This is a genomic window from Chroococcidiopsis cubana SAG 39.79, assembly GCF_003991895.1.
Taxonomy (GTDB): Bacteria; Cyanobacteriota; Cyanobacteriia; order Cyanobacteriales; family Chroococcidiopsidaceae; genus Chroococcidiopsis; species Chroococcidiopsis thermalis.
The window spans coordinates 28,442-40,598 of sequence record NZ_RSCK01000031.1; the positions used below are offsets into that span (position 1 = coordinate 28,442).

Annotated in this window: 10 protein-coding genes; 5 read left to right on the forward strand and 5 right to left on the reverse strand. The window is 45.2% G+C overall.

All coding sequences use genetic code 11. The features are described from left to right. The first annotated feature begins 137 nt into the window (after positions 1-137). Positions 138-1,442 (forward strand): tRNA preQ1(34) S-adenosylmethionine ribosyltransferase-isomerase QueA, encoded by a 1,305-nt coding sequence (gene queA, locus DSM107010_RS18505; protein WP_015152734.1) that lies wholly within the window; start codon positions 138-140, stop codon positions 1,440-1,442. 272 nt (positions 1,443-1,714) lie between these two features. Then, positions 1,715-4,729, forward strand: coding sequence for a zinc-dependent metalloprotease (locus DSM107010_RS18510; RefSeq protein WP_127023601.1), 3,015 nt, complete (start codon positions 1,715-1,717; stop codon positions 4,727-4,729). A 132-nt stretch (positions 4,730-4,861) separates the two neighbouring features. On the opposite strand, the gene DSM107010_RS18515 is transcribed toward DSM107010_RS18510, so the two are convergent. Continuing rightward, complete coding sequence (locus tag DSM107010_RS18515) at positions 4,862-5,287, reverse strand: universal stress protein (RefSeq protein WP_106169392.1); 426 nt, start codon at positions 5,285-5,287, stop codon at positions 4,862-4,864. Positions 5,288-5,445: 158 nt separating this feature from the next. On the opposite strand from DSM107010_RS18515, the gene DSM107010_RS18520 reads away from it, so the two are divergent. Both DSM107010_RS18520 and DSM107010_RS18525 read left to right on the forward strand, forming a co-directional pair. Next, on the forward strand, positions 5,446-6,780 hold the full coding sequence (locus DSM107010_RS18520; RefSeq protein ID WP_106169391.1) for a flavin monoamine oxidase family protein: 1,335 nt from the start codon (positions 5,446-5,448) through the stop codon (positions 6,778-6,780). Between the two features lie 81 nt (positions 6,781-6,861). After that, positions 6,862-7,425 carry a Uma2 family endonuclease gene (locus DSM107010_RS18525; RefSeq protein ID WP_106169390.1) on the forward strand — a complete coding sequence of 188 codons (564 nt, stop codon included), beginning with the start codon at positions 6,862-6,864 and terminating at the stop codon, positions 7,423-7,425. Positions 7,426-7,433: 8 nt separating this feature from the next. Here DSM107010_RS18525 and DSM107010_RS18530 read toward each other — a convergent pair whose 3' ends face one another. The 4 genes from DSM107010_RS18530 to DSM107010_RS18540 form a co-directional block, all read right to left on the reverse strand. Next, positions 7,434-8,054 (reverse strand): TMEM165/GDT1 family protein, encoded by a 621-nt coding sequence (locus tag DSM107010_RS18530; protein WP_015152729.1) that lies wholly within the window; start codon positions 8,052-8,054, stop codon positions 7,434-7,436. A gap of 359 nt (positions 8,055-8,413) precedes the next feature. After that, positions 8,414-10,141, reverse strand: coding sequence for a succinate dehydrogenase/fumarate reductase flavoprotein subunit (locus DSM107010_RS18535; RefSeq protein ID WP_106169389.1), 1,728 nt, complete (start codon positions 10,139-10,141; stop codon positions 8,414-8,416). Positions 10,142-10,188: 47 nt separating this feature from the next. After that, positions 10,189-10,350, reverse strand: coding sequence for a hypothetical protein (locus tag DSM107010_RS38550; RefSeq protein ID WP_158631814.1), 162 nt, complete (start codon positions 10,348-10,350; stop codon positions 10,189-10,191). A gap of 2 nt (positions 10,351-10,352) precedes the next feature. Further along, positions 10,353-10,667, reverse strand: coding sequence for a hypothetical protein (locus DSM107010_RS18540; protein ID WP_015152727.1), 315 nt, complete (start codon positions 10,665-10,667; stop codon positions 10,353-10,355). 422 nt (positions 10,668-11,089) lie between these two features. Here DSM107010_RS18540 and pstS point away from each other — a divergent pair, with 422 nt between their 5' ends. Then, complete coding sequence (pstS, locus tag DSM107010_RS18545; RefSeq protein WP_015152726.1) at positions 11,090-12,139, forward strand: phosphate ABC transporter substrate-binding protein PstS; 1,050 nt, start codon at positions 11,090-11,092, stop codon at positions 12,137-12,139. Positions 12,140-12,157: the final 18 nt, after the last annotated feature.

Sequence of the window (12,157 nt, forward strand, 5' to 3'; positions counted from 1 at the left end):
TTGCGAATTGACCGCGACGATACTAGCGTCAAACACCCACTCCACCTGGGTAGATTCACCCAAATACCCATGCGATCGCATCAATTCAAAATCTTACTTAAAATCCGTTAGAATACCGAACGTCACGCTCACAAAAAATGCATATCAATCAATTTAAAGATGCACTGTCTGCATTGAATTCCGTAAAAACACCTAATTTTGACTTGACGTCTTCTGCTAAATCTGAATTAGACTACTCTTTATCGAGTTATGATTACGAATTACCAGCAGAACGGATCGCTCAAAATCCAGTTTCTCCCAGAGATAGTTCTCGCCTGTTAGTAGTAAATCTCGATAGTCACGCCCATCAAATTTTTCGCGATTTACCAGAATTTCTTCAAAAAGACGATTTGCTGGTTATGAACGATACGCGGGTAATTCCCGCCCGTCTCTACGGACAAAAACCTAGCGGTGCGGCAGTGGAAGTATTACTGTTAGAAGAACGCCAGCCGAATGTATGGTTAGCTTTAGTCAAACCAGGGAGACGTTTAGCACCTGGGGCGAAGATTGTATTTTTTGAGCGGGAGGATAAAGGAGACAAGGGGGACAAGGGGGACAAGGGAGACAAGGAAGCAGGGGAGCAGAGGGGCAGGGGAGCAGAGGAGAAAAACAGTGCAACTCCCGATTCCCGACTCCCGTACGGGCGGGTTTCCAAACCCGCCCCTACCGACTCCCGACTCCCGACTCCCTGCTCTCTCACTGCTACAGTCCTAGAAACAGATGAAGAGACAGGCGGACGGGTGATACAGTTTGACCTACCAGAAGGTTTATCTGTCATTCAATTATTAGATAAATTCGGTCACGTACCTTTGCCACCCTACATTACCGATTCTCAAGCGGAATCAGAGCAATATCAAACAGTTTACGCTGAAAAACCAGGATCGGCAGCAGCACCGACAGCAGGGCTGCACTTTACACCTGAATTACTCAAACGCCTGCAAGAAAATGGTATAGAGCAAGCATTTGTCACTTTACATGTAGGAGTTGGCACGTTTCGTCCGGTAGAAGTGGAAGACGTAAAGACACATCAAATGCATGGAGAGTGGATTGAAGTTCCAGCTGCTACTGTAGAGCAAATTCGCGCAGCGCGATCGCGAGGAGGCAGAATTATTGCTGTCGGAACGACAACGGTAAGGGCTTTAGAGGGTGCTGCTGCATCGGGAGAACTACAGCCATTTTGCGGTAAGACAAATTTGTTTATTTACCCTGGTTATCAATGGCGGGTAGTAGACGGGTTAATTACTAATTTCCACCTGCCGCGTTCTAGTTTAATGATGCTCGTCAGTGCGGCAATTGGCAGAGAGCGATTGTTGGCATTGTACCAAGAAGCGATCGCCCAACAATACCGTTTCTATTCCTTTGGTGATGCCATGCTGATTTTGCCTCAAGGTAAAGAGTTGTAGGGACGCACAGGTGTGCGCCCCTACTAGAATTCTTCTGATGTGTTGAATTGTATAAATAACTGCCTAGTTTTCTTCCTAGTTTCGCTACAAAAATAGATAGAGCCGCGCATTGAAGGGTATTTCTGGGAACTCTATTAACAGTGGGTGGCTGTAAATCGTTTTAGCAAGCAATCGGATGCATGACGTAACTGAGTGCTTGGCAATCGTCGGCTTTAACCGATTAAGCTGCTTGAATTAGCAGTAACTAGGCATCATTGCTAGGGATATGAGAAATGAAAAGTTTGTCTGCTCGTGTTTTTCTCTTGCACAGCGCGTTATTTACAATCTTTTTTGTTGGTGCGCGGCTTCCTGCGTCAGCTTCCAATCAGTTATCAGTTACCAGTGACGAGACTTGTAGGGGCGCACAGCCGTGCGCCCCTACCATGACCCCAATATCATTACCAGAATCTAAAGTATGGGTGATTAAAAATAACAGCCAGCAGCCGGAATTACAATCTTATCTGTGGCTGGCTAATCATGAGCGGCAAGATTCTCGACAATCAACGCTGTTGTTAGCTCAAGAATCTAATCAGCTAGCAACAGCAAAAAATCCCAAACCGTCAGAGCTAAAAGCATTTAACGAAGTTATCAAAAATAGTAGTGCTATTAAAGGATTATTTACACTTTATCGCCAGAAGGATACAGGCAAAATTTATTTAGAAATTCAGCCGCAACAATTCAATAAAAACTTCCTCAGTACGATGACGATGGAAGCAGGGATTGGAGAGCGGGGGATTTATAGTGGAATGCCTTTACAGGATTTTTTATTTTATTTTCAGCGAGTCAACAATAATATTCATTTTGTCGTGCGTAACGTTAATTTTCGCGTTACTCCTGGTTCGCCGCAAACGCGATCTTTGACGCGATCGTTTAGCGATTCCGTTCTCTACTCAATTCCAATTAAAAGCATTCATCCTCAACGTAAATCTATTTTAATTGACCTTGGCGATCTCCTATTAAAAGATTTACCAGGACTAGCAGCGTCGCTCTCTACTCAGTTAGGAACGACCTATCAATTAGATGAAAATAAATCTTATTTTGGCTCAACTAAAGCTTTTCCCCTCAACATGGAAATTGAGTCAGTTTACGGCTTTTCCTATGGAGGCGCTAAGAGTAGTGCTACGCCAAATTTGATGACGCTGCCAGACAGCCGCGCTCTAACTTTACGCATTCGCTATAGTCTATCTGAATTATCGGCTAATTCTACCTACAAGCCTCGCTTAGCTGACGATCGCATCGGTTATTTTATCACTGCCTATCAAGATTTTGCGATTGAAGACCGTAAAGAACCGTTTGTTCGCTACATTAACCGCTGGCAATTAGAAAAGCAAAATCCTAACGCCAAACTATCACCACCCAAAAAACCAATCGTATTTTGGATTGAAAATGCCGTTCCACTGGAATATCGGGATGCAGTTAAAGAAGGGGTATTAATGTGGAACAAAGCCTTTGAAAAAGCAGGATTTATCAATGCGATCGAAGTGCGACAAATGCCTGATGATGCTAAATGGGACCCTGCGGACGTGCGTTACAACGTAATTCGCTGGATTAACACAGTTGATGGCTTTTTCGCCCTTGGTCCTTCGCGGGTTAACCCCTTAACTGGGGAAATCTTGGATGCAGATATTTTAGTCGATGCCAGCTTCGTGCGCGTGCTGAAGCAAGAATATCGACGCATGGTTCAAGACAGTCGATCGCAGCCAACATCGGTATTATCTCAAATGATAAACGATCGCAGCGTATGTAACTCCGGTTTTGGACGAGGCTTCGGAGGACAAGGGGGACAAGAAGGACAAGGGGGACAAGGAGGACAAGGGGGACAAGGGGGACAAGGGGGACAAGGGAGAGAACAACCAATTACCAATTACCAATTACCAATTACCAACTCCCATTTATCCAAACTCGCAACAGAATACGACCTCTGTTATGGCATGGAAGCGGCAAACCAATTTGATTTTGGTTCTTTGGCACTCACGCTGTTTCAAAATACCACGCCTAACAGCGACAAAATGCAGCAATACATTCATCAATATTTGCGGCTGATTATTGCTCATGAAGTCGGGCATACACTCGGTTTGCGGCACAATTTTCGCGGTAGTACCCAGCTTCCACCAAGTGAGTTAAATGCTACCAAAATAACTCGCGATCGCGGTTTGACAACTTCAGTTATGGACTATCTTCCCCCGAATCTGGCTCCACCCGACCGCGAACAGGGCGACTTTTTTCCTGACAGCATCGGTTCCTACGATGAGTGGGCGATTGAATACGGTTACACGCCCACAACAGCACCCCATCCCTTAGCAGAAAGACGATTTTTAGACCGAATTGGCGATCGCTCCTCGCGTCCAGATTTAGCTTATGCTACAGATGAGGATCGGTTCGATCTCGATCCCGATGTAAATGCTTGGGACTACAGTAGCGATGTTTTGGGCTATTCCCAAGGACAATTAGATATAGCGCGGGCAATGTGGAAAAAATTAAATCGGCGCTATCCAACTTCAGGTGAGAGTTACAGCGATTTAAGCGAACTGTTCGATCGCATTTTCTTACACTACCTGCGTCATACATACTACGCCACTAAATATATTGGCGGACAGTCATTTTACCGCGACCATGCTAGCGCTGATAACGGCAGATTACCATTCGTTCCCGTACCTGTAGCAAAACAGCGACAGGCTTTAGCAGTGCTGGAGAAATACGTATTTGCCCCAGATGCATTTAATTTTCCGCCAGAACTCTTGAATAAACTCGCACCCTCTCGCTGGATGCATTGGGGAGAACAAGCCGTGATGAACCGCCTCGATTACCCAATCCACGATAGTATTTACGCGCTACAAAGTTTAGTATTACGAGATTTACTATCGGGCGATCGCCTTTCCCGCTTACGCGACATCGAACTCAAGAGTCAGCCAAAACAAGCCCTCACTCTACCAGAATTATTTACCACCTTACAAAATGATATCTGGATGGAGGTTTTAAATCCAGACAAAACACCAACAAATATTTCTAGTTTGCGGCGAGCCGTCCAACGGGAACACCTGAAAATCATGACAGATATGATGTTACGCAAATCTAACGTTCCTGAAGATGCACGAACGCTTGCATGGTACAATTTGCAGCGGTTGCGAGAGAAATTAAATAAAGCAGTTGCTCGTTCTGGCACATTAGATGAATATACGAAAGCACATTTAGCAGAAACCCGCGATCGCATTGCCAAAACTTTAGATGCGAGAGTGGAATCGAGATGAATTCGGAATTCGGAATTGGTTGTTGATGAAATAGCAAGTCAATATAATCTTGGCGTTCTTCAACTTTGCGTCTTTGCGTCTTTGCGTGACATTAGATCCTATCTCTTGCTTCCAAGCAAAATTTAGATATCCTTAACCACCCACATCTCCTTGGATTATCAACACCGAACAATGAGCATTACGAACAACATGATTGCTAACGCTACCTAACAAAACTTCAGTAATCCCTTTATATCCCCTACGCCCTAAAACAATTAAATCTGCACCCCACTGTTTTGCTGCATCGCAAATTGTCGATCCTGGATTTCCCACCCGACAATTAAATTCAACTGAAATTCCCAAATCTTTTGTTTTCTCGCGATAACCCTGCAAAACATCTTGTCCTTCCTCAGTTTTTGCTTCAATTTGGGATGGATAATTCATTCTTGCTCCCAACTCAACGCCGTGAAACACCATCAAGTTTGCTAGATCTTTTGTAGCTAATTCTACAGCCTGCTCGAATACCACAGATGCTTGAGCTGAGCCATCAACGGCAACAAAAATTTTTTTGAAACTCACGATCGCCCCCAAATTAACTATCCTGTTACTGACGATATAGTAGATTCAGTCTCGATTCTATGAAAGAATCGCACAGATCGATAAATAGAATAGGTTCGATACTACAAAAATCTACCTAGAGTGGTAGAGTCTGAGGCAGAATTTCAATCAGTAGAAATATGATAAGCGATCGCCAAAACATTCAAGTATCTGTTGCTATCGTCGGCGGGGGACTCTCCGGTATGAGTGCAGCTTGGGAACTCTACCAAGCAGGGATCGATTCACTCGTTGTTTTGGAAGCAAACGATCGCATTGGCGGACGCACGTTTAACCAGCTTCATCCTAAGATTGGTTATGTAGAAATGGGTGGTACTTGGGTAGGACGCACGCAAACAGCTGTCCTCGATTTGGCACGACAGTTAGGAGTTGCCACCAAACAAGGTAAAGTTGATGGAGCCACGATTTACGGCTACCAGGGGATCTGGACGATGCACGAAGACAACCCTAGCGAGTCCGCCACGCCAGCTCAAAAAGATTTTGCTCAGGTAATGGCAAAATTCGAGCAACTCAGTCAGAACGTACCGCTAGACGCACCCTGGAACACACCTAATGCTGAGACTTTAGATTCTATCTCTGCGGGAGAGTGGATCGATCGCAATACGGAGACAATAGAAGCAAGAGCTTGGATGGCTGGTAGTATTCGTCAAGGAATCGCAGGCGATCCGCATCAAGTCTCGATGTTGTTCGTTTTATATTTTATGGCGAATGCGGGGTTTTTCGACCTACGCGAGACAGCCGAAGATTATCGTCTCGTCGGTGGTTCCCACAGTTTGACCTTAAAAATTGCTGAGCATTTAGGCGATCGCGTGTGGTTGAATACAAGAGTACGAGAGATTTCGCATGGCGATCGGGTACGCTTAGTGACAAAAAGGGGAGTCATACAAGCAGACTACGCGATCGTGGCAATGATGCCTAAAGATGCGGGAAAAATTCATTTCGATCCGCCTTTACCAGCAATTCATCAGCAATTAATATCGGAATGGCAGCAGATGAGCTGGATCAAATTCTTCTGTCTCTATCCACGTCCGTTGTGGTGGGGAAAAGCAGCCAGCGGACATTACTACAGTATGGACACGGAAGCAGAGGTTTTTGACGTTTCTCCAGATGATGGTAGCTATGGTTTATTAATTGGTTTTTTCGAGCCAAAATACTCTAATTTAAGTGAAGTAGAACGGCGCAAATGTGCGATTCAAACTGTTACAGATATGTTTGGTGCAGGCGCTGCACCAGAAGAATATTTTGAAATTGATTACACTCAACAATCGTGGACGAGTGGTTGTGTAGCAGCTTTACCACCTGGTTTATTGACACAAGCAGGAGCAGCACTAAACGAACCTGTGGGTAGAATTTATTGGGCAGGAACCGAACGTTCTACCCGTTGGATCAATTATATGGATGGAGCAGTGCGATCGGGTCAACATGCCGCACGTCAGATTCTCGAACAATTGATTTAAGATTTAATGACTGACAGAATTTTAAATCAACAAGTAGAATCAAAGATAGTAGTGGTCAAAATTGCTTAAAGGTAACTACTTATGGTACAAATATCACCTAAATCTTTAACATTGGAAGAGTTTCTAAAGTTACCAGAAACGAAACCTGCTAGCGAGTATATTGATGGTGAAATAATTCAAAAACCAATGCCTCAAGGAAAGCACAGCGTTGTTCAAGGTGAATTAGTACCTGCAATTAATACTGTTTTAAGAGCTCCAAAAATTGCCAGAGCATTTCCAGAACTCAGGTGTACGTTTGGCGGACGCTCTACAGTTCCCGATGTATCTGTATTTGTTTGGGACAGAATTCCTCGCGATGAGAAAGGTGAAATTGCTAATACTTTCTCAATTGCACCTGATTGGACGATTGAAATTCTCTCACCCGACCAAAGCCAAACAAAAGTTACTAAAAATATCTTACACTGCCTCAAATATGAAACTCAAATGGGTTGGTTAATCGATCCAGAAGAACAAACAGTATTTGTTTATCTTCCCAACCAACAGCCAGAAGTATTTGATGAACCAGAACAGCAGATTCCTGTTCCATCTTTTGCACGAGAAATTAAATTAACTGTAGGAAACTTATTTGGATGGTTAATGGAGTAAAATCTGACTCATGCTGCTTCAACCGCTGCCATAATACCAAACATAATAAACAGAATTCCTCCAGCAATAGTTAACTTTCGCTCCGAGATACGTCCAGCTAACATGCGTCCGCAAACAACTGCAAGCGCCGCACACAAAGCATGACCTAAAATTGCTCCAATAGTCACGCCTACAACTGGATATCGAGTTGCTAAAGCAATAGTTGCAATTTGAGTGCGATCGCCCCATTCTGATAAAAAAGTTAGCGTGAAAGCCTCAGCAATAATTGCTCCGGCATTTTGAGTTTTCGGTAAATTAAATTCTGCTTTCTCAATCGCAGTTTTTGCCTCTTGAATAATTTCTGTATCGCAAGAACTCACTGGCATTTTACTTGCTTCGTAAAGCAGCTTCAAACCAAAACCAAGAAACAAGGCTATTTCTGCATATTGAATGTATGTTTTAGGCAACAAAGCCGCAACTTGTCCCACTAAAACAGAAAGTATTGTCATTGCTGCCAAAGCGGATACTGCACCAGCAAACACCAGCCGTCGCGAATGACGCATCGCCAAAATTGCAGCGATGAAAAAAGTTTTATCTCCTAATTCTGAAACCGCAATCAGTAAAAAACTGGCAATGAAGGCTGCTAGCACTCTCTCAAGCTCCTTTGTAGCTGACTAACTTGAGCTTGCGAGCTTGACGAGTTACGAAAGACCTCACCAAGCTCACAATCTTCCTCTGTGAACTTAGTGAAGGTCTCACTGACAAGAGAGCGTCATTGGTCATCGGTCATTTGTTGAAGACAAGAACTTATGACTTTTTTCGCTCAATTGTCACCTGAACCAGGCAGCAAGCCAGCATGTTGATTCAGGTATCTGGCACAGTTGTGATGCCAGTAGCTACTCCCCTTCAAATTTATTTGATCCTTAACATATCATTGCTGAGATGCGTCGTCAAACAGCGATCGCGGATCGGTGTAGAGACTTTACATGTAACGTCTCTACACCGATCCCTAATATTTCCGTTCTTGTGGCTCAAACATAGTAATTGCGACGGGTTTGTATTGTAGGTCGATACCAGCAGGGGAATAATACGAGAGGGTGTGCTTGAGGAAATTACTGTCGTCCCGTTGCGGAAAGTCCTCGCGGAAGTGAGCGCCACGGCTTTCTTGACGGTTGAGGGCTGAATGTAAAATGAGTTGTCCGACGACAATTAAACTCCCCAATTCTAAGGCTTCAATAATTTCTGTATTCCAACAACTGCCTTTATCATCTAGATATATTTGCGCGGATTGCTGTTGCAGTTGTTGCAATTGTTGTAAGCCTTCTTGCATCAAACTTTCCGTCCGAAATACGCCGCAGTGCTGCGTCATAGCATCTTGAAAAGCCGTACGGACTTGCTCGATCCGGTGCTTTCCTGGTTGTTCTAACAAGGCTTGGATTTGCTGTTTTGCCTCGTTGATATAGCGTTGCTCTTGGATATCCGGTAATTTACGATTTTGGACGTATTGCGCGATCGCAGCTCCGGTACGCCGTCCGTAGACTACGCATTCCAACAAAGAATTGCTCCCCAAGCGATTAGCACCGTGGACGGAGACACAAGCACACTCTCCAGCCGCGAAAAATCCCTCCACTAACTGCTCGGCACTACGGCGCACCTGTCCGTCTGTATTCACGGGTATCCCACCCATAGAATAGTGGACTGTGGGACGCACGGGCATCGGCTGATGGACGGCATCAACTCCTACGAGTCGATGGGCTTCTTCCCAGCAAAAAGGGACGCGGCTCATGATTTTTTCTCTGCCCATGTGCCGCAAGTCGAGATACACGCAGGGACCACCCGCTCGACCATCGGGATAAACGCCGCGTCCGGCACGAATTTCATAAGCGATCGCCCTAGAGGTAATATCCCGTGGCGCTAATTCCATCCTTGAGGGGGCGTATGTTGCCATAAAACGCTCTCCCTCGGCATTAATTAAATAAGCTCCTTCTCCCCGCACGGCTTCCGAGATCAATACCCCTACTGGATACAATCCCGTGGGGTGAAATTGGACGAATTCCATGTCTTCTAACGGCAGACCTGCGATCGCTGCCATCGCCAATCCGTCGCCTGTCGAAGCATAATCGTTAGAAGTCGTGTTGTAGACTCGACCGTAACCGCCCGTAGCAAACATCACCGCTTTGGCGCGTACGACTTCGATGTGTCCGTCGAGAATGCGGTACATCACCACGCCCTTAGCTTGACCGTCCTCCAAAATCAGACGCATCACGTACCATTCTTCATAAACCTGTACGCCGTACCGTCGTAAATTATTGACGAGTTCGTGCAAAATAGCGTGTCCGGTCTTATCTGCGGCATAGCAGGTACGATTGTGAGAATGTCCGCCGAAGGCTCTTTGGGCGATGCGACCGTCAGGCAAGCGAGAAAATAACACCCCCATATGTTCTAGGTCTATCACCACATCGGGGGCTTCACGGGCTAGCAACTCTACTGCATCTTGATCGGCTAGATAGTCGGAACCTTTCACGGTATCAAAGGCGTGGGCTTCCCAGCTATCTTTATCATCCACATTCTTCAGCGTTGCAGCAATTCCTCCTTGAGCGGCGACAGAATGAGAGCGGATCGGGTGAGTTTTCGCCACTACAGCCACATTCAAACTCGGATCGAGGCGGGCAATTTCTACTGCGGCACGACAGCCAGCCAGTCCGCCGCCAACAATAATGACATCGTGTTCTAGCATTTAATTACATTATTTGCTAAAAAAGTGTTCTCTAGCTCTATAGTGGCTTAACAAGGGGCGAGGAGGAGCCAGTTCGTTGGGCGGGTTCCCCGACTTGAAGCATCTGGCGTTGAGGAGCGAGGGTGAGAAAATTTTATATTTTGAATTGGAGTTGCTTCCTTGTCCCCCTTGTTTCCCTTGTCCCCCTTGTCCTTTCCCTCACCCCTCATCCCTAGCTAACTGGCGCTGGTTGTTGCTGCGAAACGTTACCAGGAATAGGTTCAGATTTTGTACCTGGTTCTGTTGCTGTCAGTTCGATATGATTGAGCAGGGTTGTGACGAAGGCAAAAAGTAGGAAAGGTAAAGAAAGTAATACAATGAGTCCTACAGTCGCTAAGGCGTAAATTGGTTTTCTCGCACCCATCATTGCCATTGCCGCAGCCAAACTCACGGTGATAGTGATCAACCAGACAATAATCTGACCGTAAATATCCCCAAATGTCAGAGTGCAGACAAAGCGATACTTTTGAATGTTATTCATATTCATCAGATTTCCTTTTAACATCTCTTATTTTTCTAGGTTAAAGCTCTGATAGGTTTCTGGACAGTTTCTAAACATTTTTGTCATTTTTGCAACAGTTATTTACATTTTGCTAGATGGTTTTCTCGCGATTCATCTTTCAAGCTAAAAGTTGTTATCTCCTGCTTTTTCCTAGATCGGCATTGATAGAGAGTTTTCGGTTAAATTTGCTACTCAGTAGCTATCAAACTCTTGTTTCCACGTAACCGCTTGTATTGGCATTCAATTGAGCTACTTGGCGCTAGAAGCATTTCCCTGCTTAAACTTCAATTAATCTACAATTAACCTAATGTTAGGTTTTGCATAACGAGTTCATCCACTATGTGCGTGATTATTAAGATTGTCTGTGCGATTGACTACTATTAGTGGATGAGGAGACTCAGAAGAATATGCTGCTATCTGGAATTACGCTGAAGCGTGTTGTTGCGACTTCAGCAGTCGCAGCTACAGTTACCTTGGGAGCTAGTTTAACGGGAATTGCGCAACAAACTGCTACCCTCAATGGTGCTGGGGCAACTTTCCCAGAACCCCTATATCAACGCTGGGCTAGCGAGTTGCGTAAAGCTAACCCGCCACTTCAAGTCAACTATCAAGGAATTGGTAGCGGTGGCGGCGTGAGACAGTTTATTGCTGGCTCAGTCGATTTTGGCGCTAGCGATAACGCCATGACCGATGAAGAAGTGAAAAAAGTTAAGAACGGCGTGGTATTCGTCCCCACAGCTGGCGGTCCCGTTGCCGTGGTGTATAATGCTCCTGGCGTTAACGAGCTAAGACTATCTCGTAAAGTCTTACCACAGATTTTTGCAGGTCAAATTAAGAATTGGAACGATCCGGCGATCGCCGCTGATAATCCTGGGGCAAAATTACCAAATCAGCCTATTAGACTTGCCGTCCGTGCTGATGCTAGCGGTACGAGCTTTATCTTCACCAACGCCCTCAGCGCCATGAGTCCCTACTTTAAAGGTAGAATCGGTCCTAATCGCGCTCCTTCTTGGGCTGGTAGCCCCCTTAAAGGCAAAGGCAATCCTGGTGTAGCTCAAATCGTGCAGCGGACTCCTGGTAGCATTGGCTATGTAGAGGCTGCTTTTGCTAGTGAAAATAAAATTCCAATGGCACAAGTGCAAAACAGCAAAGGGGAATTTATATCACCAACTCAAGAGGCAGCAGACCAAGCTTTAGAAGGTGTGAAGTTCAATCCTGATTTTCGCGTAAACTACGATCTACTTGGCAATCCTGACTCTGGATATCCAATTGTCGGTTTGACCTGGATTATGGTTTATAGAAACTACGAACAGCCAGGTAAAGCTGATGCCGTCAAACGGATGGTAGAGTGGATGATGACTGACGGTCAGGCAATTAACGGTCAACTCAACTACACGCGCATTCCTGCTAAGGTTGCCGGTCAAGTCGTACAGACTGTGAAAAGCGAAGTGAAGTAGATAATTGCATGTAGAGAC

Excerpts from the sequence above, each read along its gene's own strand:
- queA (WP_015152734.1), top strand. The coding sequence starts at position 138 with ATGCATATCAATCAATTTAAAGATGCACTGTCTGCATTGAATTCCGTA.
- DSM107010_RS18510 (WP_127023601.1), top strand. The coding sequence starts at position 1,715 with ATGAAAAGTTTGTCTGCTCGTGTTTTTCTCTTGCACAGCGCGTTATTT.
- DSM107010_RS18520 (WP_106169391.1), top strand. The coding sequence starts at position 5,446 with ATGATAAGCGATCGCCAAAACATTCAAGTATCTGTTGCTATCGTCGGC.
- DSM107010_RS18525 (WP_106169390.1), top strand. The coding sequence starts at position 6,862 with ATGGTACAAATATCACCTAAATCTTTAACATTGGAAGAGTTTCTAAAG.
- DSM107010_RS18535 (WP_106169389.1), bottom strand. The coding sequence starts at position 10,141 with ATGCTAGAACACGATGTCATTATTGTTGGCGGCGGACTGGCTGGCTGT.
- DSM107010_RS38550 (WP_158631814.1), bottom strand. The coding sequence starts at position 10,350 with ATGAGGGGTGAGGGAAAGGACAAGGGGGACAAGGGAAACAAGGGGGAC.
- DSM107010_RS18540 (WP_015152727.1), bottom strand. The coding sequence starts at position 10,667 with ATGAATATGAATAACATTCAAAAGTATCGCTTTGTCTGCACTCTGACA.
- pstS (WP_015152726.1), top strand. The coding sequence starts at position 11,090 with ATGCTGCTATCTGGAATTACGCTGAAGCGTGTTGTTGCGACTTCAGCA.